21 protein-coding genes and 1 pseudogene are annotated in these 24636 nt (G+C 63.0%); 12 read left to right on the top strand and 10 right to left on the bottom strand.

Translation table 11 applies throughout. The annotated features are described in order from the left end of the window. The first annotated feature begins 82 nt into the window (after positions 1-82). Positions 83-2122 carry a M3 family metallopeptidase gene (locus tag LPA36_RS22030; RefSeq protein ID WP_228881484.1) on the top strand — a complete coding sequence of 680 codons (2040 nt, stop codon included), beginning with the start codon at positions 83-85 and terminating at the stop codon, positions 2120-2122. Between the two features lie 100 nt (positions 2123-2222). Next, positions 2223-3280 (top strand): annotated as a pseudogene (locus tag LPA36_RS22025) (glycosyltransferase family 9 protein). 96 nt (positions 3281-3376) lie between these two features. On the opposite strand, the gene LPA36_RS22020 reads toward LPA36_RS22025, so the two are convergent. Continuing rightward, positions 3377-6277, bottom strand: a complete 2901-nt coding sequence (locus LPA36_RS22020; protein ID WP_228881482.1) for a M14 family zinc carboxypeptidase — start codon at positions 6275-6277, stop codon at positions 3377-3379. After that, positions 6274-6801 carry a hypothetical protein gene (locus tag LPA36_RS22015; protein WP_228881479.1) on the bottom strand — a complete coding sequence of 176 codons (528 nt, stop codon included), beginning with the start codon at positions 6799-6801 and terminating at the stop codon, positions 6274-6276. Before LPA36_RS22015 ends, LPA36_RS22020 begins: the two co-directional genes overlap by 4 nt. Before the next feature lie 143 nt (positions 6802-6944). Between LPA36_RS22015 and LPA36_RS22010 the strand changes: the two genes are divergently transcribed. Continuing rightward, positions 6945-8024 carry a tartrate dehydrogenase gene (locus LPA36_RS22010; protein ID WP_228881476.1) on the top strand — a complete coding sequence of 360 codons (1080 nt, stop codon included), beginning with the start codon at positions 6945-6947 and terminating at the stop codon, positions 8022-8024. 19 nt (positions 8025-8043) lie between these two features. Here the strand turns inward: LPA36_RS22010 and LPA36_RS22005 are convergent, their stop codons facing one another. Both LPA36_RS22005 and LPA36_RS22000 read right to left on the bottom strand, forming a co-directional pair. Further along, the gene (locus LPA36_RS22005) at positions 8044-8448 is read right to left on the bottom strand and encodes a DUF427 domain-containing protein (protein WP_228881474.1); all 405 of its coding nucleotides are present in this window, start codon (positions 8446-8448) and stop codon (positions 8044-8046) included. Positions 8449-8834: 386 nt separating this feature from the next. After that, on the bottom strand, positions 8835-9893 hold the full coding sequence (locus LPA36_RS22000) for an LLM class flavin-dependent oxidoreductase (protein ID WP_228881471.1): 1059 nt from the start codon (positions 9891-9893) through the stop codon (positions 8835-8837). A 179-nt stretch (positions 9894-10072) separates the two neighbouring features. On the opposite strand from LPA36_RS22000, the gene LPA36_RS21995 reads away from it, so the two are divergent. Next, on the top strand, positions 10073-11047 hold the full coding sequence (locus LPA36_RS21995) for an aliphatic sulfonate ABC transporter substrate-binding protein (RefSeq protein ID WP_228881469.1): 975 nt from the start codon (positions 10073-10075) through the stop codon (positions 11045-11047). A gap of 89 nt (positions 11048-11136) precedes the next feature. Here the strand turns inward: LPA36_RS21995 and LPA36_RS21990 are convergent, their stop codons facing one another. Then, positions 11137-12432 carry an acyl-CoA dehydrogenase family protein gene (locus LPA36_RS21990; RefSeq protein ID WP_228881466.1) on the bottom strand — a complete coding sequence of 432 codons (1296 nt, stop codon included), beginning with the start codon at positions 12430-12432 and terminating at the stop codon, positions 11137-11139. Between the two features lie 252 nt (positions 12433-12684). Between LPA36_RS21990 and LPA36_RS21985 the strand changes: the two genes are divergently transcribed. After that, positions 12685-13572, top strand: coding sequence for a LysR family transcriptional regulator (locus LPA36_RS21985; protein ID WP_228881463.1), 888 nt, complete (start codon positions 12685-12687; stop codon positions 13570-13572). A 2-nt stretch (positions 13573-13574) separates the two neighbouring features. Here LPA36_RS21985 and LPA36_RS21980 read toward each other — a convergent pair whose 3' ends face one another. Then, complete coding sequence (locus LPA36_RS21980; RefSeq protein WP_228881461.1) at positions 13575-14495, bottom strand: LysR family transcriptional regulator; 921 nt, start codon at positions 14493-14495, stop codon at positions 13575-13577. Positions 14496-14626: 131 nt separating this feature from the next. Between LPA36_RS21980 and LPA36_RS21975 the strand changes: the two genes are divergently transcribed. Both LPA36_RS21975 and LPA36_RS21970 read left to right on the top strand, forming a co-directional pair. After that, positions 14627-15412, top strand: coding sequence for a carboxymuconolactone decarboxylase family protein (locus LPA36_RS21975; RefSeq protein WP_228881457.1), 786 nt, complete (start codon positions 14627-14629; stop codon positions 15410-15412). 249 nt (positions 15413-15661) lie between these two features. Beyond that, a complete protein-coding gene (locus LPA36_RS21970) occupies positions 15662-15859 on the top strand; it encodes a DUF3562 domain-containing protein (RefSeq protein ID WP_228881455.1) in 198 nt (65 codons plus the stop codon). Between the two features lie 200 nt (positions 15860-16059). Here the strand turns inward: LPA36_RS21970 and LPA36_RS21965 are convergent, their stop codons facing one another. Beyond that, complete coding sequence (locus tag LPA36_RS21965; RefSeq protein WP_228881834.1) at positions 16060-16326, bottom strand: DUF4148 domain-containing protein; 267 nt, start codon at positions 16324-16326, stop codon at positions 16060-16062. 287 nt (positions 16327-16613) lie between these two features. On the opposite strand from LPA36_RS21965, the gene LPA36_RS21960 reads away from it, so the two are divergent. The 3 genes from LPA36_RS21960 (at position 16614) to LPA36_RS21950 (ending at position 18840) form a co-directional block, all read left to right on the top strand. Beyond that, positions 16614-17342, top strand: coding sequence for an anti-sigma factor family protein (locus LPA36_RS21960; protein WP_228881454.1), 729 nt, complete (start codon positions 16614-16616; stop codon positions 17340-17342). Positions 17343-17467: 125 nt separating this feature from the next. Next, complete coding sequence (locus LPA36_RS21955) at positions 17468-17983, top strand: RNA polymerase sigma factor (RefSeq protein WP_228881448.1); 516 nt, start codon at positions 17468-17470, stop codon at positions 17981-17983. Further along, complete coding sequence (locus LPA36_RS21950) at positions 17980-18840, top strand: anti-sigma factor family protein (RefSeq protein WP_228881447.1); 861 nt, start codon at positions 17980-17982, stop codon at positions 18838-18840. The genes LPA36_RS21955 and LPA36_RS21950 overlap by 4 nt, the downstream gene beginning before the upstream one ends. Before the next feature lie 31 nt (positions 18841-18871). On the opposite strand, the gene LPA36_RS21945 is transcribed toward LPA36_RS21950, so the two are convergent. Further along, entirely contained in the window at positions 18872-19801 is a 930-nt protein-coding gene (locus LPA36_RS21945; protein WP_228881445.1) for a LysR family transcriptional regulator, read from the bottom strand. A 158-nt stretch (positions 19802-19959) separates the two neighbouring features. Here LPA36_RS21945 and LPA36_RS21940 point away from each other — a divergent pair, with 158 nt between their 5' ends. Together LPA36_RS21940 and LPA36_RS21935 are read left to right on the top strand one after the other, a co-directional pair. Beyond that, positions 19960-20484, top strand: a complete 525-nt coding sequence (locus tag LPA36_RS21940) for a DUF305 domain-containing protein (RefSeq protein ID WP_228881444.1) — start codon at positions 19960-19962, stop codon at positions 20482-20484. Then, entirely contained in the window at positions 20484-21968 is a 1485-nt protein-coding gene (locus tag LPA36_RS21935) for a YncE family protein (RefSeq protein WP_228881441.1), read from the top strand. The genes LPA36_RS21940 and LPA36_RS21935 overlap by 1 nt, the downstream gene beginning before the upstream one ends. A gap of 55 nt (positions 21969-22023) precedes the next feature. Here LPA36_RS21935 and LPA36_RS21930 read toward each other — a convergent pair whose 3' ends face one another. Further along, positions 22024-23466 (bottom strand): MFS transporter, encoded by a 1443-nt coding sequence (locus LPA36_RS21930; RefSeq protein ID WP_228881439.1) that lies wholly within the window; start codon positions 23464-23466, stop codon positions 22024-22026. 16 nt (positions 23467-23482) lie between these two features. After that, complete coding sequence (locus tag LPA36_RS21925) at positions 23483-24373, bottom strand: isocitrate lyase/PEP mutase family protein (RefSeq protein ID WP_228881436.1); 891 nt, start codon at positions 24371-24373, stop codon at positions 23483-23485. Positions 24374-24636: the final 263 nt, after the last annotated feature.

Here is a 24636-nt window from a genome sequence, read left to right as displayed (position 1 = left end):
GTTAGTCGCTGGCCATACCGGTCTTCGTATCCTGTCTTATCATGTTTGCTCTCCCACGCTCACGCCCACAAGGCGGATCGACATGACCGGACACAGCAACCCGCTGTTGGAGGACTGGCACACGCCCTGGCAGTTGCCACCCTTCGAGCAGATCAAACCTGAACACTTCGTCCCCGCCTTCAACACGCTCTTTGCACAGCATCTGGCGGAAATCGACGCACTCGTCGCGAGCGACGATGCGCCCGGATTCGCCAACACGGTGGCCGCATTCGACGCCGCCGGCGCGAAGCTGGACCGCGTCCGCCTGACGTTCGAAAACCTGTGTGGCTCCGCGACATCGCCCGAACTGCAGGCGGTCGAGCGCGAGATGGCGCCGTTGCTGGCGGCTCACGACAGCCGCGTCTCGATGCACGCCGGCTTTTTCGCGCGGCTCGACACGGTGTTCCGCAAGGCGGATTCGCTCGATCTGAACGAAGAGGAGCGCCGCCTCCTGCAACGCATCCACACAGACTTCGTGCGCACCGGCGCGAAGCTGGAAGGCGATGCGCGTGCACGCTTCGCAGCAACCGCGCAACGGCTCGCGAATCTGCATACGCAATTCTCGCAGAACGTGCTGGCCGATGAATCGAGCTACCAGTTGTCGCTCACAACCGAAGCCGATCTTGCCGGGCTCCCCGATTTTCTGCGTCAGGCGACCCACAGCGCGGCCGTCGAGCGTGGTGTGGACGGTCACATCGTCACGCTGTCGCGCTCGCTGGTGGTGCCGTTTCTGACCTGGTCCACGCGGCGCGATCTGCGCGAAACCGCGTGGCGCGCGTGGACCTGTCGTGGCGAAACGCCGGAGCGCGACAACCGTCCGCTCGCGCGCGAAATTCTCGTACTGCGCCAGGAGCAGGCGCGTTTACTCGGCTACAACAGCTACGCCGATTACGCGCTGGCCGACCGCATGGCCGGCAACGCTTCCGCGGTGTATGACCTGCTGGATCAGGTGTGGGAGCCCGCGAAGGCAAGCGCGGAACGGGAGCGCGCGGCACTGGTGGCGCAGGCCAAGGCGCTGGATCTGCCCACCGCTGTAGAGCCGTGGGACTGGTATTACCTGGCCGAGAAAGTCCGCGTGGAACGCTTCGCGCTGGACGACGCCGAAGTCAAACCGTACTTCAGCCTCGACGCAATGCTCGGCGCGATGTTCGATTGCGCGGGCCGCCTCTTCGGCATTGAGTTTGTCGAGCAGCATGGCGTGTCGCTGTACCACCCGGATGTGCGTCTGTGGGAAGTGCGGCGCGACGGAAAAACAGTCGGTGTCTTCCTCGGCGACAACTACGCGCGTCCGAACAAGCAGGGCGGTGCGTGGATGCACGTTTTCCGCACGCAGAAGCGTAACGGCGGCGACGCCATTCCCATCGTCATCAATAACAATAATTTTGCCAATGGCGGCGACGGTCCTACGTTGCTGAGTTTTGACGACGTGCGCACGCTCTTTCACGAGTTCGGCCACGGTCTGCATGGGTTGCTGTCGAATGTCAGCTACAGGCGTCTGTCCGGTACACATGTTCCGCAGGATTACGTGGAACTGCCGTCGCAACTGATGGAGAACTGGGCGACGGTGCCGGAAGTGCTGGCAAAACACGCGCGCCACGTGACGACGGGCGAGCCGGTTCCGGCCGCGCTGATCGAACGCATTCGCGCATCGCAGACGTTCAATCAGGGCTTTTCGACGGTGGCGTATACGGCGTCGACATTGATCGATCTCGCGCTGCATCTGCATGACGATCCGGCATCGATCGACATCGCGCGCTTCGAGGCGCAGGAATACGCACGTCTCGGCGTACCGCGCGAAGTCGGCATGCGTCATCGTCTGCCGCACTTTGGTCACATCTTTGGCGGGTCTTACTACGCGGCGGGCTACTACGTCTACATGTGGGCGGAGGTGCTCGAAGCCGAGGCATTTGAAGCGTTCGAGGAATCCGGTAACGCGTTCGATCCGGCTCTTGCCGAGAAGCTGCAGCGCTACGTCTACAGCGCGGGCGACAGCCGCGAACAGCGCGCTGCATTCCGCGCGTTTCGCGGACGTGATCCGCAGGCCACGCCGATGTTGCGCAAGCGCGGTCTGCTGCCAGGCTGAGCGAAAGCCGCGTAATCAATCACGCGCGGGCACTTCGATGCCCGCCTGCGACGTGGCTGATCAATTGGTTCGTCCAGCGTCTTCAAACGGAAGTGCTTGCGTGAAACGACTGAGCCCCGCCGAAGCGTTGACATTTCCCGGGTCGCTCCTGTCCCCGGACGGACGCCTCGTGGCTTCGTACGATCTGGAAGAGGGCGACAGCAGTATCGCGGGCTACCGGGCAGCCGCGCATCAGCCCGGCATTTTCAATGCGGGTTTAAAGGCGTTCAGGATCGACTACCGCACGAAGCCTGATGTTCACATCGTCAACGGCATGGGCGTCACGCTCGGCGATTCGATCATCGGGCTCACGGCGATTTCGGCCCTGAAGCACACGTTCCCCGACGTGAAGTTCACGCTCTACCGCCCGGGCCGCGCGCCTCGATACGTCGAGGAACTCTATGCGCTAGCGGGACATCTCGTGTCGGCGCGCATCGCGCTGCCGTTTTCGCCGCGCGATTTTCCGGTTGGCGCGACCGTCATCGATATCGGCAATCATCTTTTCTGGCCGGACTTCGCTGCGCTCCCGATGATCGATTTCTTTCTGGGCGCGCTGGGCGTCGAGGCATCGAGCGTGACGTCCAGCCAGAAAGCGAACCGCTGGCTTGTGCCGGCGTACCGCTGCCGCCGCTGCCGCCCGCGTGGCAGAACCAGCCGTACGTCCTGTTCTGCGCATCAGCGAGTACGGCGGTGCGCAGCATTCCCCAACGCGTGCGCGCGGATCTCGTCGAACGACTCGTGCAGCGATACGATCTGCCGGTACTCGGATTCGGGCCCGTCAAGCACGCGCGTTATATCGACGTGCAACCCGCGTCCACGGACACGGCGCACTTTCTTGCGCTGATCCGCGGCGCGCGCTGCGTGATGAGCGGCGATACAGCGGCCGTGCACGCCGCAGCGGGCTTCGACGTCCCCACCATCGCATTCTTTACGACGATCGAACCCGCGCTGCGCGTGCGCGACTATCCGGCGTGCCACGCGATCGAACTGCCGGTGCCCCAATTGCGCGGTATCCATGCGAGCAGTCAGGCGCGCGATATTGTGCTTGTCGAGCGGGCGTACGACGGTCTTCCAGGCGGGACGTTTCCGCTCCCCGAGCTTGCAGGCAGCAACCTCTGACAGCGATGCGTGCCCGGGCGTGGTGGTATCTGTGAAAGAAATTGCCGGCATCGTCCCGTACATTCAGGCGATGCCGGCTTTTCAAGGCGGAATACCTCAGGATTTGCCGCCGTGTTTCTCAAGGCAACGCACAATCGAAGCCGCATCGATTCCGTAGCGCTTCAGCAGCGCCTGCACGCCGCGCTCTTCCAGCAGACAGGCCACGACGTTCGTGCAGCAGCCGTCGTCGCCGCGTGGCCCCGAGCGCGGCGGCGGCGCGTCGCCGCCCGCCCACACGCCGACCGTGCGCACCTGCTCCCGTGTGAACGCAACACCCGCGAAGCTCGTGCCGCGCGCCACGTAATGGAACGCATAGACACCCGCGACGGGCGCATCGGTGGCTGTGGCGAACGTGCCGGTGCCCGTCGCAATCAGCGCGGCTGTGCTGGTCACGCCGTTCGGGTCGGTCGCCTCGACGCTCACCGAACACGGCGTATCGAGCGGAATATCGAGTTGCCTCAACTGCACCCGATGGTCGATCGTCGTGGCGGGAACAGCGCGCTGCGCCGTGGCGCTTGCCGACATCGCCAGCGAAGACTGCGCCTGCACCGACACGCTGAACGGCACGCCATGTGCGACGAGCTGGCTGCGACCGGCATCGGCCTCGCGATATGAACTGGCAATCGACGGGCCGGTACGCGAATCGCCGATCTGCAGATGCGCGTACCACTGTCCGGCGTGCGCGGCGTGCGTCGGCCAGATCGCGGGCAGCGACACACGGTACGCGTCCAGGCTCGCGCCAGGCACGAACGCCGAGTCGACGAGCGCCGCCGCAACGGAGGCGTCGATCAGATCGCCAGCCGGCGTCTCGACCTTGAAGTCGATGTATTTGCGCCACGGCGAAAGCAGGATGACATCGGCGGACGTATCGGCTTCGGTCAGGTTGAACGGAATACGCACCACCTGGCCTGGCGCGATGTAACCATCGGGATCGACGACGATCTGGCTGTTCACGACGCCGCTCAGTATCTGCAGGTAGTACTTCGCGACGCGGAACTGGCCGGACGCGTCCAGCGCGCCGGTGAGCATCAGATATCCACCGGTGTTGTCGACCAGTTGCGACAGCGCAACCGGGTTCAGTTCGCCGACCGTGCCAAGGCCGATTGCGTAGACCCGGTCGTCGATCTTCGACGCAATGTCGGCGATGAATTTCGCGGTGTTCTCTTCGCCGTCCGTGAATACGACGACCGCTTTTTTATCGAAGCCGGATGTACCGGCCAGCGTGTCGTGCGCCAGCTCGACGCCGTTGCCGATCGACGTGCTGCCCGCGGGATTCGTCACGTGCGCCGCGATCGCGCTCTTCGCCAGCACACGGCCGTTGACGAAACCGAGCGGACCGGCCTGCACCGGCGCCATTTGCAGCGAAGCGTTCTGGTCGAACGCGACGACGCCGATGCCATCCATATCGCCCAGCAGTTCGACGAACGTCGGCGCGGCGTCGTGCAGCACATCGATGCGCCGCTTGCCCGGGATCCCGGACGGGCTGTCCATGCTGCCCGAGCGGTCGAGTACGAGCATGGAAGCGACGGTCGGCTTGACGATCGCGTTCGCCGTAATCGGAATGACCCACTGCGCGCCGGTTTGCGGGCACGACACCGTCACGCTGCCGGCCGCGCTGGTGTTCGCCGCACCGGCGGTATAGCTGACCCAGATGAGCGCCTGGCGGGCCGCAGCGGAAGACGCGGCGGGCAACGACACGATGCCGCCAAGCGGCAGGCCGAGCGTGCCCGGGCCTGACGTGAGCGCCGGCCCGGCCGTAACCTGCAACGTGAGCGGCTGGCAACTCTGTGCCGAGAAGACGATCGCGCGGGCGGTGCCGGTGCCGGCGGGAACATCGACGAACGAAAGCTGGTTTGTCAGCGGGCCGACGGCAATCATGCCGCCCGCGCACGGCGCCGCACTGCAGAAATCGATGAGCGCGGCGGTGATGTCGTCGACGATCAACGCCATTTCGCTCCAGTCCGGATGGAACGTCGTGCCCCATTCGATCACGAAGCCATAAATCTTCGATTTCGCCGGATTTTCCCAGTGACGCGCGTACACGTAGTCGTCGCTTGCGCCCGAAGTCGGGTAGAGGCCGAACGACGGCTCGGCCGTGTAGTTCCTGCCGCGCACGGCGGTGATGGCCGCCTGCATCCGGTTCGCGAGCGCCGCTGCGACGGCCTGGTCGTCGCTCGGGATGTACTCCGCGTAGACGTCGTTGCCGATGCCGCGCTTGCCGTCCCACGCCGTGTTGCGGAAGTTGCGCGACGGGTCGGTCGTCTGGTTCTGGTCGTCGCCCCAGTTGTAGAGAATCAGTTCGGAGAAACTGTGGACATCGATGAACCAGCGCGTGCGCGGCACCGCATCGACGAGCCACTGGACGTTGCGGGTCTCTGGCTCGGAAAATGCCGCGGCGCCATGGAACGTCTCGTTTTCCGGATCGGCCGACGCACCGGGCGCCGACGGCGCCATTTTCGTCGCGAAGTCCCAGAGAAATTCGTAGTTGCGGTTGATGTCGACGCCAATGCTGTCAGGGTCGCCGTTGTTCGAAGCCGGGTTGCGGTTCTTGCGCCAGCCGTTCGGGTCGTTGACGTCGTGCGTCATGCTGTACAGGCGACCGTCCGGATTCACCTGCGGGAAGACCACGAATTCCAGCGCGTTGACCATGTCCTGCACCGTCGGCGCATCGAACGATTTGCCGCCATATTGCAGGCCGGCGTTATTCGTGTACGCGGAAAGCAGGTCGGTTGCGAAGTTGACGAGGATGTCGCAGCTTCCCCACTCGCGCGCGTGCACGCCGCCGATCATCATGACGGCATCGCGCGTGCCGAAACCGCCGTTCGAGATGCGCAACGCGCGGCAGGTACGGCCTTCAATCGACGGATGGGGCAGCGTGAGGAGGCTCGTCAGGCTGGGGTAGGCGTTTGCGAGGTTGGAGATGGCTGACTCGACCTCGACCACGTTGAGGTAGGTCATGATGGCTTCCTCAGCAAAACGCCGCGGCCGGTGGGCAGCACGTTGGGGTCCGCGAACCGGTTGCCCTTGCCGATCTGGGCTGCCTGTCCGGCCCTGTTCGCTGAAAGTTCGGCCGTGATTTCGACCTTGACGATGCCGCGTTTCGCGGCTTCGTCCGCGACGCTGCGTTTCATCAGGACGTGCGCGGTAGCGATGCCTTCGGCGTTCACGCGCGGGCCTGCACATGCGAAATTGAGCGGTGTCGTCTCGATAAACTGTTTAAATGCGGCCACGTCCGTGCCGATCAGCCGGACCTGGACGACCGGATCGTCCGGCGCCTTTGCCTTGACACCGGTTTTGCGGGCAGCGGGCTTTGCCGCGCCCTTGCCGGAACTCGATCTGCTGACCATCGCGACCTCCACTCGGAGAGGATTGAGGGATGCAAAAAGGCAATCCGTGACCCGGCCTCCGCGTGGTGTGGCGGATGCCTGCTCAATCGGCGCTGCTGCCGTCAATGAAAGTTCACTGCCGTAAGTCAGCGTCAACCATTTGAAAGACGAGACATCACCGCGCGGATTTCAACGACAAGGGTGGAGGGCGCTACGCGAACACCGCGGGAAACCATTCGCAATAGAATGGTCGTCGCACCCACAATCGCGATCGCAATTGCTACATAAAGGAGACTCGCATGCCCCGCACTGCATACCGCATCGCTGTGATTCCAGGAGATGGCATCGGCAAGGAAGTGATGCCGGAAGCGTTACGCGCGCTCGATGCGGTCAGCCGGCGTTTCGACATTGCGTTCGATTGCCGGCACATCGAATGGGCGAGCTGCGATTACTACGCGCAGCACGGCAAGATGATGCCCGACGACTGGAAAGCGCAACTCGCGGATGCCGACGCAATCCTGTTCGGGGCGGTCGGGTGGCCCGATGCCGTGCCCGATCACATCTCGCTGTGGGGATCGCTGCTGAAATTTCGCCGCGAGTTCGACCAGTACATCAACCTGCGCCCCGCGCGACTGTTCGACGGTGTGCCTTCACCGCTTGCCGGGCGCAAGGCAGGCGATATCGATTTCATGATCGTGCGCGAGAACACGGAAGGCGAATATTCGTCGGTGGGCGGTACGATGTTCGAAGGCACCGAGCGCGAACTCGTGATGCAGCAGTCGATCTTCACGCGCAAGGGCTCCGAGCGCGTGCTGAAATTCGCGTTCGATCTTGCGCAGCGCCGCAAGAAAACGATCACGGTGGCGACCAAAAGCAACGGCATCTCGATCAGCATGCCGTGGTGGGATGCACGCGCCGCAGAAGTGGCCGCGCTTTATCCGGACGTCAAATGGGACAGGCAGCACATCGATATCCTGTGCGCACGCTTCGTGCTGAACCCGGATCGTTTTGACGTGGTGGTGGCGACCAACCTGTTCGGCGACATCCTGTCGGACCTCGGCCCGGCGTGCACCGGGACGATTGGCATTGCGCCGTCGGGCAATCTGAATCCCGATCGCGTGTTTCCTTCGCTGTTCGAGCCAGTGCACGGTTCCGCGCCGGACATTGCCGGCAAGAACATCGCGAACCCGGTGGCGATGATCTGGTCCGCGGCGATGATGCTCGATTTCCTTGGCAAGGGCGAGGGCGTCGAGCATGACGCGCACGACGCGATGCTGGGCGCCATCGAAGCGGTGCTCAAGGAAGGTCCCCACACGGGGGACCTGGGCGGCCGCGCGAATACGACGGAAGTCGGCAAGGCGATTGCGGCGCGCCTTTGAAGCGCAAACGTCGGGACGCTTACGCGGCCGGATCGCGTTCCTCGATTGCATCGACGCGGTCCGGATAGAACGCGACGTGATCCCTGATCTGCGCGACGGCATCGTACGGGCTTTCGTACGTCCATACCGAGTTCACCGAGCGCTCGCCGCCAAGCGGGATTGAGTAGTACGCGCATTCGCCTTTGTACGGGCAGTACGTCGCGTGATCGGTGCGTTCGAGCAGCGTCATGTCCACGTCTTCTCGCGGGATATACAGCACGGCCGGATAGCTGGCCTCGCGCAGTTTCAGCGCGCGACGCGTATCGGCGAGCGTGCGCCCCGCGATGGAAACGACGACGCGCGTGGCATTCGGCTCAATCGTGATCGGATGATCGGGGCCCGGTATTTTCACGGTGCGTGCGGGCTGCTGCGTGGTGTTCGACATGTCGACCTCGTAAGGTGGATCAATCAGGGGTTTGCGTTAAGGACGGCTGGTGTTCAGCGCCCGCTCGCGGCACCCGCCCGCGGGCGGCCTGCCGCGTGCCCGGAGAGCGCGTTTCCGTGAGCATAAGGCCGCATGGAAAATCGCGCTGGCGGTCGCGCTAAAGCGCCCGGGAGCCGGTGGGAGGCGGCGCTGTGTTTCGTCTCGTGCCGCTGCCTTGATGTGTAATCTAGCCGGCTATTGGTGCCGTGAAAAAGACTTTCCAGGCTCGTGGCCATGCCTTTGAGGTATGGCCGGCGGGAACGGCCCGTGAGGCGGGCGTTGGGGGCCTGGTTGCCGCTTTGCCGGGATAATAGGCAACTGCGCTTTCTCAGGCCCTCGTTTAGCCGTCACGCAATGAGTGCGCGAACCCGCGGCGCGACCTGTTCCGCAAAGCGCTGCATATCCGTTTCGAACGGCTGGAACTGCAGCATGAAGAGCTCGATTCCAGCGCGATGAAACGCCGCGATACGGCGCGCGACCGTATCGTAGCTGCCGACGAGTCCCGCCGCCGTGCCACCGTTCGAGCCGACCCGCGGTGTCTGCGCGAACGTGCGGAACATGACCGCCTGGGGATCGGTATTGGCCTTTTGCTGCTCACGCAGCGGCGTGTCTTTAGCGGCAAGTTCGAACAGATGCCCAAGATGCCGCTCGGCTTCAGCGTCTGATTCGCGCGCAATGACGAATGCCGACAGACCAAAGCGCAATGGCGAATGCGCCGGTGGCCGCGCGCGTGCGGCCACATCGGCGATCAGGCGCTCGACATCTTCCAGTGGCTGCCCGTTGATAAACCACACGTCGCCCTTGTCCGCGACCAGTTCGCGCGCAGGCTCCGATTCGCCGCCGACATAGATACGCGGGCGGCTGCGAAATGGATCGGCGGGGCGCAGTAGATAGTCGTCGATATGAAAGTGCTCGCCGTTAAAGCGCGTGCGTTCGCCGCGCAGCAAGGAATCGACCACCGTGATCCATTCGCGGCCATAGGCGTAGCGCGCGTCGTGTTCCGCAAACCCGATGCCGGCGCGTTCCAGCTCCGGGCGGTTCCACGCGTTGACGAGATTGATCGCAAAGCGCCCGCCACTGATGTGCTCGATCTGCTGCGCCATCTTCGCGAGCACGACGGGGTGATACAGATACGGCTTGATGGCCGCGATGATCTCGATCCGCTCCGTGAGCGCGGCGAATGCAGCCGAGGCAGTCCATGCTTCGAGCTGGTCGAGTTCCGGATTGTGCGGATTGGCCGTATGTTGCGCGACGAGCACTGAGTCGTAACCAAGGCGCTCCGCTTCGAGCACGAGCGCCTTGTTGCGCGCCCAGGATGCGTCATAAGGCTCGTCTGGATCCTGAAGCGCGGCACGGCTGCCGTGAACGAGTGCCCAGACGCCGAAGCGGACAGGGGATATCGGCATGAAGCGAAAACCTCCACGAAATCGTGTTCCTTTAGACGGGGAATCATGCCTCACCGATCATCGAAAAGCGTCGGAACGCGATCTAATTTGTCTCCATATCGATCGATGAAATCCGTATTTGGGTTGCGCACTATTCTTTCTATAGTCAGGGACTCTTCGTTCGTCAAAGGTCCTGTTCAATGCGTTTTTTTCGTGGTGTTTTTCCCGGTTTGCCAGGACTGATCGTATCGCTGTCCGTTATTTGCGGCGTGCTCTGCGCAGGCGTTGCGCATGCCAATGAAACGGTGTCGATCAGTTACCAGCGCTCATCGACGCTTTTCATTCTGCTCAAGCGCACGGGCGCGCTGGAAAAGAAACTCAACGCATTGGGCTATGACGTCAGCTGGCACGAGTTTTCCGCAGGGCTGTTGCAATCGCTGAATGCGGGCAGCGTCGATATTCATGCGGATGTTGCAGACGCGTTCGCGTTGTTCACGCAGGCCGCGAACGCGCCGCTGACGTATTACGCGGAAGAAACGTCGGCACCCACAGCGCAGGCGATTATCGTGCCGCCTGACTCGCCGATCCGTACGGCAGCAGACCTGAAGGGCAAGCGTGTAGGCGTGGCGAAAGGCACTGGCTGCAATTTCCTGCTGCTTTCCGTGCTCGCCAAAGCGGGGCTGACGATCAACGACGTTCAGGTGCGTTACCTCGAAGCACCCGATGGGCTCGCCGCCTATCGCGGCGGCAATATCGATGCGTGGGTGATCTGGGACCCGTTCCTTGCCGCACAACAGCGGGAAACGCACGCACGTGTCGTGGCCGACGGCTCAGACGGCGTTGCACAGTACAACCGGTTCTATACCGCGACGACGTCGTTTGCCGAAAAGCACCCGGACGTTCTGCGCGCCGTATTCGACGAACTTGGCGAAACGGGCAGGTGGGTGAAGGCGCATCCGCAGGAAGCGGCGCAGATTCTCGGGCCGCTGTGGGGCAACATTCCCACGCCGACGGTCGAACTGGCGAACAGTCGCCGCAGCTATGAGATCGTGCCCGTCAGGCGTGACCAGCTGGGCGAGCAGCAACGGATCGCGGATACGTATCGTGCGGCGGGCCTGATTCCGAATGCGTTGAGGGCGACGGATATCCGCATCTGGACACCCACTGCGAAGTAAGCGGATTCAGGTGGCAATGCTGCCATCTCATGAAATCACACCACACGCTGGCCCGCCAGACGCGGGCCAGCGCATTTCGAGTCGCAGCTTTAACCAGGCTCACGTGCGACGCCAAAGCGTTCGTTGTTCGGTGTGCCGTTCAGATAAAAATTGCCGATGGTGGCTTCGCGAATGATCGCCGGATTATGCGACGCGAGCACACGTGCGTTGCGCCAGTGCCGGTCGAAGCGGCGTGCTTCGCTGGTGGCGGATGCGCCACCCACTTCGAACAGCAGCGTGGCTGCCTGCAGTGTCTGCTCGATCACGATCTGCTGTGCCTGAAACACCTCGATGTCGAACTGGATATAAGTGTCTTCCGTCGCACGACCTTCGGCGCGGGCGGACGTTACGTCATCGAAGGTACGGGCCAGCGCGGACGTGATGCTGTCGGTCGAATACGCAAGGCTCGCAAGCCGGCCCACAACGCGATGCACGAGCGGATTGTCCCGCGGGCTGGATTCGCCGGGAATGCCGAACGTGCGCGTACGTCCCTGCGTGAACGCCACCGCATCGCGGAGCACCGCACGTGTAATGCCCGCGAGATTCGCAATGTGCAGCGTCTGGTAGTACGCGGTAAGAAGTGTATTGCGGCGAGGCTCGGATGCATTGAAGCGCCGGTACACATGCTCATCGGCAACCCGCACGCGCGTGAAGCGCGTCGTGCCGCTGCCGGTGAGCCGCTGACCGAAACCATCCCAGTCGTCGATGCGCTCCAGACCTGGCGCATCCGCTTTCACAAGCACGCGCACGTCGCTGTGTCCGTCGTGTGCGGCAACGTCGATCCAGTCGGCGTAAAGCGATCCGGTGGTGTAGTACTTTTCGCCGTCGAGATGCCAGCCGTCTTCGGCGCGGCTCACGCGCACGCTGTTGTTCGTCACGCCCGTGCGCTCCGAAACGGCGCCGCCGATGATCTTCCCGTGCACGATCTGCCTGAACCAGTGATCGCGAAACGCTTCTTCGCTGCTTTCGATCTGCGACTCGATGAAGCCGCCGTGCACGCGCAGGATCTGCGGCAGATTCGAATCGGCTTCGCCAAGACGCGTGATGAGCTTGAAGAACGATGCAAGGCTGATGCCGTCGCCGCCATAGTCGCGTGGCACGCGAAGGCGGGTGAAGCCGGCCTCGCGCAACCATTCGACGGGCGCATAAGCCAGATCGCGACGTTGCTCACGTTCCACGGCGCCTGCCGCAATACGGTCGAACACGGGCGCAAAGCGCTCGATCAGCGCGTCGTCGCCTGCCGAAAGGGCGACATGGGTGACTTCGGACGCCGCGGCGCGATGCGGAGACGTAGGGAGCGTGGCCCGCAAAACGGAAGGACGTGTGACAGACTCGATAGTGGACATGCGTTCTCCAGAACGAAGCGCGCGCGCGGGCGGCGCGCGCAAATGTCCACGTTAAACGAGGAGCGCTTTGCGCGGCAACGAAGCATTGCTGCGATTCTTATCGCGCGTTGTGAGAATGCAGGTGCTTTCCATTTCGCGACCCCGCATCGACGACATCCTGAATCCGGCTGGATTCATTTATAGTCTGCCATTGCAGCGCCGGCTTTCCAGTGGCGCATCAATGAAACGACTGTCGCGCGCCGCGCATCGACAATGAAAACCACCACGGAAGAACTGCTGGCGTTTGTCTCGGTGATCGACGCCGGCTCGATTACCGCGGCTGCGGAGACATTGCAGCAGACCGTCTCCGGCGTGAGCCGCGCGCTGACGCGTCTGGAAAAGAAGCTCGATGCGACGCTGGTCCATCGCACCACACGTCGCCTTCAGCTCACCGACGAGGGCGAGCTGTTCCTCGCGCGCGCACGTGCGATTCTTGCCGCAATGGAAGACGCCGAAGAGCTGATCGTGCGAAAGCGCGAGCGTCCCGCTGGCCGCCTGCGTGTAGACGCTGCGTCGCCCTTCATGCTTCATTGCGTGGTGCCGCACGTGGTGGAGTTCGCTACGCTATATCCGGAAATATCCCTTGAATTAAGCAGTAACGAGCGGATCGTCGATCTGCTCGAACAGCGCGTGGACATCGCGATTCGCATTGGCGCGTTGCAGGATTCGACGCTGCACGCACGTTCACTCGGCAGCAGCCGTTTGCGTGTGCTGGCGAGCCCGGCGTATCTCGCGCAATCCGGCGAGCCGCGCACCGTTCAGGAACTGATGGGTCACAGGCTGATCGGCTTTACCGCGCCGGAAAGCCTGAACGACTGGCCGTTGCGGGACGCCAGCCGTAACGTCTTCAAGATCGAGCCGGCCATCGAGGCATCCAGCGGCGAGACGATCCGGCAACTGGCCATCGCGGGCGGCGGCATTGCGTGTCTGGCCGAGTTCATGACCGGCGCGGACGTACGCGAGGGCAGGCTGCAGACGATACTCGACGACGTGCTCGTCGATGCGCGTCAACCGGTGAGCGCGGTGTTCTATCAGAGCGCGGCGATGTCGGGACGAACGCGTGCGTTCCTCGATTTCCTCGCGACGCGACTCGTGCTTTGAAATCAGCGTCGTTGCGAAGTCAACTTTGCCTGACCGTAACGGGTGCGCAGCACGGTCATCAGTAACGACAACGCCGGGTTCGCGGCGTCTGGCAGCGTCGCAAGCGCGACGTCCACGCGCAGATCCGCGTGCTCTTTCAGCTCGCAATACACGACACCCTCGCGCGACATCGACTTGAGCGACGCCGGAATCAGCGCGACGCCTTCGCCCGCCGCGATCAACCCGAGCATTACATGATGATCGGCGGGTTCCGCCGCGCGCGGCGGATCGAACTGCCATGCCCTGAACAGCTTCTCATAGTGATCGAACCAGGCCGGATTGGCGCGCCGTTGCGGCCAGAACAGCGTATCGGCGGAAAGGTCGAGAAGCGAGATGCGTTTTTTTCGGGCGAGCTCGTGCCCGCGCGGTAACGCCGCCACGAGCGGGTCGACGAAGAGACGCTGCACCTTCAGATCCGCGACCTCAGAGGGCAGGCCGATCAGCGCCGCGTCCAGCGCGCCTCGCCGAAGGTCCGCCACCGACTGTTTCGAGTACTGGCGTTTTTGCGTCAGTTGCAGCGCGGGATCGCGAGCCTTCAGTGCGCCTTCGAGCCATGTGAAGAGCGCGGGATCGAGCACGGTCGTGATGCCCAGCCTGAGTTCAAGACGTTGCTCCGCGCGCTGCCGCACGCGGGCAAGCATCGCGTCGGCGTCGCCCAGCAGCTTGCGTGCTTCCTTCAGCAGATGCGTGCCTGTTGCCGTCAGCACCACGCCGCTGCGGTCGCGCTCGAAAAGCCGCGCTCCGACGGTTTCCTCCAGCGCCTGGATCTGCCGCGTGAGCGGCGGCTGCGTGATCGAGAGACGCTCGGCCGCACGGCGAAAACTCAGCTCTTCCGCGACGGCGACAAAGTATTGCAGCTGCCACAGCTCGACGCGTGCCTGCATCGTTCACGTTCCTTACCTGTTCTGATACGTAAAAGGTATCACACCGAATGAATTGGCGCCACGCAAACGAGGCCGATATCGTGTGTTCAGCGGACCGGCAATCACGCACGGTCCATCGCCCTGAGGACACCATGAACCACGCACTTTCCGCTCATGCTATCGGTCTCCACTATCTTGCGATGATCGAAGGCGCGCAGCATCCTTCGATTGTCGAATCGCTCGGAGGCATCGCGCCCGATCTCGCGGGCCTCACGATCAGCTTTGCGTACGGCGAGGTCTATTCGCGGCCGGGCCTCGATTTGCGTCAGCGCCAGCTCGTGACGGTTGCGGCGCTCGCATCGATGGGCGGCGCGGAGCCGCAACTGAAGTTCCATATCGCGGGCGCACTGAACGTGGGCGCGTCGCCCGAGGAAGTCGTCGAGCTGATGATGCATCTCGCCGTGTACGCGGGTTTCCCTGCGGCGCTCAACGGCGTGTTCGCAGCGAAGGCGGTGTTCAGCGAAAAGGGCATCGTGGCGAACACGAGCCGGGTTGCGCAAGGCACCGCGCGTTACGACGACGGTCTTGCGAGCCTCCGGAAAATCGATGGCGCGGCGGGCGAACATGTGATCGATTCGCTGCGCGAGATCGCACCGGATCTGGGGCGGTTCATCATCGAGTTCGGATTCGGCGACATCTACACGCGACCGGGTCTCGATCTGCTGTCGCGCGAACTCGCGAGCGTGGCGGCGCTGGCGGCAATGGGTTCGGCCACGCCGCAGTTGAAGGTCCATATGCATGGCCTGCTCAACGTGGGCGGAACACGCGAACAGCTCGTCGAAGTGGTCACGCAGATCGCCGTGTACGCCGGCTTTCCGCGCGCGATCAACGCTGCGCTCGCGGCGAAGGACGTACTCGCCGCACGGGCAGACGCGTAGCGTCGGGAAGGGTTACTATCGAAAACGCGTGTTGCGGCGCGTCATCGGCGGATCGGAACCTGGGCTCCTGATGGCGTTCAAGGTGTCACCTTGCGCATCCGTAAGCGTCATCTCACCAGACGGAACACAAAAAGCCAACCCACCGGTTGATTGATGAATTCAATTTGCAACATTTACCGTTGCGTCCTGTAATGATCCTTCTGCCAGTCTTTCCCATCCTTCCGTCCCTGTTCTGGAGCGAGCACCATCATGGCCCAACCCAACGTCGAGGAAGTTGTCAACGCAATCGCCGAAGAGACCCGCACGCCGCCTGAAACCGTGTCGAAGATGTTCGCCGACACGTGGGCAGAGTACGACAACGGCGCGCGGATTCGCGACTTTCTGCCCGTCCTCGTCGCGAAGCGTGTGCGCGATAACCTGCGCCAGTCGCCCGGCGGCAAGGGCTAGCCGCAGGCAGAAGAGGGCAGATGGCGCGAAAACCCGCGCCACCCTGCCGCGCAACGCCGCGTTTCATGGCGAAATGCCACGCGGTGGGTTCATACCCGTCCTGTTTTTTAATCCTCGTTTTATCTACATGGTGAGCAGATCGCATTCCGGTCTGGCCCCCCTACCTTGCAGTTAACGTCCTGGCCGGTAGCCCGTGGCGATCACTGCACACGAGGCGCCGCGCTGGCGCCGCTCGCCATATCCGCGGCTTGTTCCTGTTTCGCGAGACGCTGGGCCTTCATCCACGCGACGGTTCCGGTGAAGGCCGGACTGACATCCGGATACGACGCATCGGTGACGTAAGCGAGTCCGTTCTGTTGTGCCTCGATCAGTTCCTGGTAGACCTCGGCGCGCGTCTTGCCTTCGGCAAATGCGCTCGACGATGCGAGGAGGGCCAGCGAGAAAGACACCATGACAAGCTTTTTCATGTTCGGCTCCTGAGTGAGTTGCGCGGTACGCACTCGGGATAACAAAGGCGTGCCTTCAAAAATTCCCGCAAAAACACGGGAAAACACGTATGAACGAAAAAAATGGATATCTGCAGAGGATGTCGAACTGAATGGAAATAAACCGGCTGGAACGGTGGTTAACACTCTCTGGCCGCGCTGGTTTTCAGCGCGTCGAACGTCGAAAAATAAAGCCGGCAACGAATGGAATAAAACAGTGCACATACGTGTTCGTGCCTTGAAGACCTGATGCTCCATTTCATATCCGTATGCGCCCCATCCAGCCCCCCTCCGATGCCGTTGTTACCGAAGCCGATATTCAGGCGTTCGTCGATGGCCTGCTGGCGCCAGATCGTGCCGCGCAGATCCAGCGCTATCTGGAGGAGCGTCCCGACGAAGCGCGCCGCGTGGCCTTTTACGGCAAACTCAATCTGCGCATGCATTCCACCTTTCAGCACGCTGACGAGGGCGGTCGTTCGCGGCACGCCACATTCGCGCTGTATCGGGCAACGCTCGGGGGGTGGTTGCGGCAGCACGCCCGCAGCATCACGATCATCCTGCTTCTGGCTGGCGTCGCGGTAACCGCCGTGCTGTACGCGATGCGCGTGCCCGCCGCGGCGCTGGAGGCGGGCGCGATCATGGCGCTCGAACAGGCAAACGCCGCGCATACGCCCGTCGACGGGCGAAACGATGCGCCATTACTGGCCGACGCCCCCGATCTTTCCAGCGTCGGCTTCCGGGCGATTGCCGTCTCGTCGCTACCGGTAGGCGCGTTTGCGGAGGCGCGGGGTTATGTCTATAGCAATGCAGCGGGCGAGCGGGCGGTACTGCTTTCGGTGCGCGATATGACGGCGGCTGCGCAACCGCAGTGGCAGGCGCGCCGGGTGGGTGGAAGTCGCGTGCTGGAATGGAGTGCGGGGCATACCCGCTATGTGCTTGCCGGCGGCGCCACGACGCACGGCCTGATGCGCGCAGCCGATCTGCTGGCCCCGCGATAGCAAGTGCATGGGCCGGAAGAAAAAATGCAACGCGCGCGGAATAAAGCGCTCACTGGGCGGTTTGTATCATATGGATCCTGCGTTCGAGCCGGCAGCACCGGAACTGAAAGGAAGAGGGAAGCGCGATGAGCGTCCGTGATGGTTTGATGGATCAGGTGCCGCGGCTGCGTCGATACGCGCGCGCGCTGATCAACAATCGCGAGCTGGCCGACGACCTGGTGCAGGACACGCTCGAGCGCGCGCTGCGCAACGCAGGGCAGTTCCGGCCGGACTCGGACCTGCGCGCATGGCTCTTCACGATCATGCACAACGTGTTCATCAATCAGGTCCGCAAGGCGGGCTCCCGCGCGGTGCATGTATCGGTCGACGACGGAGTACCGGAAAGCGAATTCGCGGTGGCGGCGAACCCGTCGCAGTCGCTGGAAGTGCGCGATCTCGACTTCGCGCTGCAGCGCCTCCCTGACGATCAACGGGAGGTCGTGCTGCTGGTCGGTCTCGAAGAAATGAGCTATGCCGACGTGGCGCTGGCGCTTGGCGTGCCGATCGGCACGGTGATGTCGCGCCTTTCGCGGGGACGCGAGCGGTTGCGCGCGCTGATGTCCGGCAAACAGCCGGGTGCGAAACTGAAGGTGGTGCGATGAACGATCAACATCAGATCAGCGAAGAAGAACTGCACGCCTATGTCGACGGATCGCTGGCCGCCCATCGCCGCGAGGAAATCGACCGTCTGCTCGAAGCGAACGACGAACTGGCCGCACGCGTGAGCGACTATTTTTCGCTGAACAACATGTTTCATGAGCGCTATGACCGTGTGCTCAGCGAACCGGTGCCCGCGCGCCTGCTTCCCTCCGTGAAGCGGCGCTGGCACGACGCACTGAACTGGCCGCAGTTCGCTGGCATGGCCGCTGCGCTGATGCTTGGCGTCGGTATCGGCGTGGGCACGAACATGGGCCGTCAGGCTGTCACCATTGTGACTGACGGTGCGGGCAATGCGATCGAACGTCGTGTCAGCGTCGAGGGACCGGAATCGTTCGCGCGACAATCGGCGATTGCGCACGTGCTGTACACGCCGGAAGTGATGCGGCCGGTGGAAGTGGGCGTCGACCGTGAACAGGAACTGGTGACGTGGGTGTCGAACCGGATGGGCACGAACGTACGTCCGCCGGTTCTCACACGGACCGGTTTCGAACTGATGGGCGGACGGTTGCTGCCGGGCGTCGATGGTCCCGTTGCGCAATTCATGTATCACGATGCGAAGGGCGAACGCATCACGCTGTGCATTTCGCACCGCAAGGTCAGTTCGGATACGACCGCGTTCAAGCTCTACCAGGATGGCCCGGTGAACGTGTTCTACTGGATCGACGGCGATTTCGGCTACGCGGTGTCGGGCGGCATCGATCGCAAGGCGCTGCTTGAGCTTTCGCACGATGTGTACGCGCAGTTAACCGCGAACGGCACAGCGCCTTCGGGTGTTTCGGCCACGCAGGGTACGAACTGATCCGGGGCACGCGCTGCCAATCCTGTCGGGACTACATCGCAGGTGTGTCGAAAGGGCTGTCCGTCAGCGAGGCGATGAAATCGAAGAACGCCCGCACTTTGGCGGGGGCATGCTGGCGCGAAGGATAAATCGCATAGAGCGGATACGATTCGTCGGCCCAGTCGGGAAAGAGGTCGACGAGTTTGCCGCTCGCGATCAGCTGCTCCGCACCCAGCGCGAAAATCTGCGCAATGCCATAACCTGCCAGACACACACTGTGTAACGTGCCGCCATCGTTCATCGTGAGGCGCCCGCGTGCTTCGATGACGACCTTCTTCTTGCCGCGATGAAACTCCCACGGAAACGGCCGCTCGGTCTTCGGTTCGCGAAACTTGATGCAGACGTGCGGTTCGCGTTCGAGATCCGTGGGTGCGAGCGGTCGTCCGTGCCGCTTGATGTAGGTGGGCGAGGCGACCGTGACGATACGCGTGTCGAGCAGCTTGCGTGCAACCAGTGTCGACGCACGCGGTTCGCCGAAACGTATCGCGAGATCGAAACCGTCTGCCACCATGTCGCCGAGCTGATCGCGTGTCACGAGTTCAACGTACAGATCCGGATAGCGTTCCATGAACGCGCCAAGACGTGGCCCAAGAAAGAGTCGCGAGAAGAACGGATCGACGTTGATACGCAACCGTCCGCGCACGGCAGTCGCGCCAAGCGTCGCCGATGCCGCGGCTTCTTCGAGACCCGACAGCAGCGGCATGATCTGCTCGTAGAAGCGCCGGCCTTCGTCGGTGAGCGTGACGGAACGCGTCGTGCGATCGAAGAGGCGAATGCCGAGCCGCGCTTCGAGCCGTGCAATGGAACGACTGACGCCGGACTGCGACATATCGAGCGTCTCGGCCGCCGCGGCAAAACTGCCGGTGTCGACGATCGCTGTCAACACGCCCATTCCGTTCAGCACCCGTTCATCGAACGCCATTCGTTTATTCCCTGTTGTCGCCGCGCTGGTCGCCATGCTATCGCGAATCGCGCTGAACGACGAATGCGCAAATAAAGCGCAAAAGGCGTGGAATAACACCTGCATGCGCGTGTTCGCGCAGATAACAAACACGTCTTGCCGCAGAGGAGACATCTCTCATGCAGTCCCGCTTACCTTACTGCGTACGTGCGGCGATCGCGCTGGCGTTCTGCAATGGGCTGATGATATCGCCCGCGTTCGCCGGCGATGCCGGACCTACCCCCACGATTCACACGGACGAGTCGTCGTTCATTGCCGAGAACGACGACGCGATGACGAAAATGATGAACGACATGTCGATCAAACCGACCGGCAACGTCGACGAGGATTTCGTCGCGATGATGATCCCGCACCATCAGGGCGCGATCGACATGGCGCAGGCCGAACTGCGCCACGGGCACAACGAGCAGTTGCGCCGCATCGCACAGGAAATCGTGGTCGAGCAGCAGCAGGAGATTGTCGCGATGCGTGTCGCGCTAAACCAGCCGCTGCCGCCTTCCCTGCCTGCACCCGACCAGCAGGGCGCGCCGCATTCCTCTGCGCCATCCGCGCATCCGATGTCAGACCACAGCATGAGCTCGATGGGCAACATGCATGGCGCCACATCGATGAACCCTTCCATGACCACGCCAACGGAACCGTGATGAAACCTGTGTCCTTCCTCTCCACGATGTTGACCGCCGCCGCGGTGGCCACTGCGCAGTTCGCATGGGCCGGCCAGGCGCCCGGCGCGCTCGCCGACGCCGACGTGCCTGTCAGTCATCACGACCGCGTCTACGCGGCCGAGCAGTTCTCGAATACGGTTTCGGTGACCGACCCGGTCGACAACAAACTGATTGGCGTGATTCGTCTGGGCGATCCGTCGCCGGGCAATTTCAGTCCGCTCTATAAAGGCCAGGTGCTGGTGCATGGCATGGGTTTTTCGCCGGACCATCGCACGCTCGCCGTGGTGTCGATCGGTTCAAACTCGGTGACGTTCATCGACACGCAGACGAATGCCGTGAAGCACACGACGTATGTCGGCCGCTCGCCGCATGAAGCGTTTTTCACGCCGGATGGCAGCGAAGTCTGGGTGACCGTGCGCGGCGAAAACTACGTGTCGGTGCTCGATGCGAACACGTATGAGGAAAAGACCCGCATCATCGTGCCCGCAGGCCCAGGCATGCAGATCTTCTCGCCGGATGGCAAATACGGCTACGTGTGTTCGTCGTTCAATCCCGAAGTCGATGTGATCTCGGTGGCCGGTCATCAGATCGTCGGCAAGGTGCAGCAGGCGAGCCCGTTCTGCCCGAACATCGCCGCGACGCCGGATGGCAAGCAGGTCTGGTTCACGCTCAAGGATGTGGGCAGGACGCAGGTATTCGATGCGCGTCCGCCGTTCGCGCTGCTGAAGACGATCGATACCGGTCCGATCACGAATCACGTGAACTTTGCGCACAATGCGAAAGGCACGTTTGCGTACGTGACGGTCGGCGGCCTGAACGTGGTGAAGGTATTCCGCACCGACGACTATTCGCAGGTTGCAACGATTCCGGTTGGGAATCTGCCGCACGGCGTGTGGCCTTCGGGTGACGGCAGCCGCATTTATGTGGGCCTCGAAAACGCCGATGCGCTGACGGCGATCGATACGCGCACCAACAAGGTCGTCGCGACGGTGCCGGTCGGACAGGCGCCGCAGGCCATTGCCTATGTGCCGAACGCGGTCCCCGAAGGCGACGGCACGCAGAACACGCAACCGCTGGGCGTAGCGGGGCAGGCCGGGCATCTGACACTCGTGTCGGTGGGCACATCAGGCGCAGGCACGACTGCCGGTGCCACGGCGCCGACCAGTGTTGCGCTCTTCGATCAGGGTCTGCTGCAGGTATTGCAGGCGTCGGCAACCGGGTTGCAGCCGAAGCAGCCGTATGTTCTCGGGCTGGCCGACGCGCCGGATGGCAGCGGCACCATCGAGCCCCTCGCGTCGTTCATGACGAACCCGGCGGGTTCGGCGATCGTCAACGCGATCGGACAGATCCGTCAGGTGGTGACGACGAACGGCGCAACGACCAGCGACCGCCGCCGTTATCTGGTGATTGCGCCTTCGGTGGGCGGCAAGCCGGGTGCAGCGGTTCAGGTGCAGTCGCTGTAACGCGGTGAGGCAGGAAAAGCGGGTAAAGGTCCCGCTTTTCCTGCACATCACACCTTCATGACGCGCCTTGCCGGCGCGCACCGCCGCCGACGCTGTGACCCGCGTCGTGTGCCATGCGCATATAGCCGATCACGGAAAGGAGCGTCACGATACCGGCGAACAGGAACGCGAGGCGGAAGTCGTCGAGCGTAAATGCGCGCCCGCTTTCTTCGCCATTGAGCAGTGCACCGAGACGCAGCGACACCGCTCCAAACGCAATGCCAAGACCGATGGTCATCTGCGCGGCTGCGCTCCACAGCGTGCTCGCGGCATTCATCTGCGGCTGCGGGACGTCGGCGTAGGCGAGCGTCGCGAGCAGCGAAAACTGCATTGAACGCCCGACGCCATAGACGATCACGACAAACAACACCAGCGCAAGCGGCGTCGCGGGCGTTAGCAGACCGATCAGGATGATGAAAAGACCCGCCATCGCAACATCGACAATCGACACATAGCGAAAGCCGAAGCGTCGCAGGATGCGCGTGGTCAGCGCTTTCATGCCGAGATTGCCAAGCGCGCTCGCGAGCAGCAGCAAGCCCGATTTGAACGCGGAAAGCCCGAAGCCGATCTGGAACAGCAGCGGCATCAGATACGGCACCGCGCCGATGCCGATCCGCGTGAGCGAACCTGTCACGATCGTCACGGAAAACGTCGGAATCTTGAGCGTCGAGACGTCGATGAGCGGATGCGGATGATTGCGCGCGTGCCGGAACGCGATCCATCCCAGCACGAATCCCGCGACGACGAGACCCGCAGCGTGCCACGCATTGCTGTCGGGCTGGCTCGCGAGTTCGGCGCCGAACAGGATTGCGGTCAGCGACGCGCCGCTCAGCATGAGACCGACGACATCCAGCGGCCGTCGTTCGCCGCCACGCAGATTCGGCACGAGCGCGACGACGGCAACCAGCACGGCAAGCCCGACCGGCACGTTGAGCAGAAAGATCCAGCGCCACGACGCATAAGTTGTGATGAAGCCGCCGATCGGCGGCCCGACCACGGGCGCGGCGATCGCGGGCCATGTGATCGTCGAGATCGCCTGCATGAGGCGGCTTTTGTCGGTACTGCGCACGACGATCAGCCGGCCGACCGGCACCATCATCGCGCCGCCCATGCCCTGTAACACGCGTGCCGCGGTGAACTGCACCTCGTTTTGCGAGATGCCGCACAGCACCGAAGCCAGCGTGAACACGACAATCGCACTGAAGAACACGGTACGGGACCCGCACCGGTCCGCGACCCAGCCGCTCGCCGGAATGAAGATCGCGAGCGCGAGCATGTAGGCCGTCATGCCAAGACTCAGGCTGTTCGGCCCGACGCCGAACGAGTGCGCCATCTGCGGCAGCGCCGTGGCGATCACTGTCGTGTCGAGGTACTCCATGAAGAAGGTCGCCGCAACGATGTAAGGCAACAGGCCGATGTGCGGTACCGGTGAGGCGGGTGGGGTCGTGTGGGTCGTCATGTCGTGCAGCGTGTTTTTATTTGCCGTCGGCGGCGTACTGTTTGTCGAGCTGGTCGTAGAGCGGTTTGTTGACGAGCCGCTGGCGCTCGCCGAACGGCACGACAAGCGCAGGGTCTTCGTCCAGGCGGCCGTTTTCCTTGAGCGTGCCGAGCGCCCGCTGCATGCCGAGCACGGCACCCTGAAGTGCGGCGTTCGCATACAGCACGATGCCGTAGCCGAGCTTCGCGAGCACGTCGCGCGACTGCACCGGTGTCTTGCCGCCGATCACGATGTTGATGAGCTGCGGCGTGTTTGCGAAGAGGCCCGGCAGGCGCTCGATGTCCGCGAGCGATTCGGTGGCTTCGATAAAGAGAATATCCGCGCCGGCTTCGATAAAACGGTGACCGCGCTCGATCGCCGCTTCGATGCCTTCCACGGCGGCCGCGTCCGTGCGGGCGATGATCTGCAGGTTGCCGTCCTCGCGCGCGTCGACGGCGGCGCGGATCTTGCCGGTCATCTCGCCCGCAGCGATCACTTCCTTGCCGGAGAAGTGGCCGCATTTCTTCGGCGTTACCTGGTCTTCGAACTGGATCGCGTCGGCACCGCTGCGCTCCAGTGTGCGCACGGTGTGCCGCACGTTCAGCGCATTGCCGAAACCGGTATCGGCATCGACGATCAGCGGCAATTCCACAGCATCGCGCACCCGCGCGGTGTGTTCGGCGATTTCGTTCAGGCCGACAAAGCCCAGATCGGGCAGGCCGAGCGACATGTTCGTAACGCCTGCGCCCGTGAGATAGAGCGCCTCGAAACCGGCGTCCTCGATGATGCGTGCGCTCATCGCATTGAACGCGCCGGGTACCAGAAGGCCCCGGCGTTCATTCACGCTGCGTCGGAACGCAGCGCGGCGGCTGACAGATGATGTTGGCATGATCGTGAGTCCGGTTGAAGTTCGATGATCCAGGCGTCGCCGCAGAATCTGTGCCAGTCGGCCGCAATCCGGGTGCCTGCAATGTTCCACGGGATTATGAACCACCTGCCCGATGCCTGTGTTCAACCGCGCAGGCCCCGCGACTTCCATGCGACATGAATGGCTCGCGCACGTACGAATGTTGGGAACGTTGACTTCGGGTTTACCGATCGGACCGCTACACCCGATAATGCTTCGTCATTGAACGCGATCATGCCGGCGCG

This window comes from Paraburkholderia saeva (assembly GCF_907164555.1).
Taxonomy (GTDB): domain Bacteria; phylum Pseudomonadota; class Gammaproteobacteria; order Burkholderiales; family Burkholderiaceae; genus Paraburkholderia; species Paraburkholderia saeva.
This window is presented reverse-complemented; position numbering and strand designations above follow the sequence as displayed.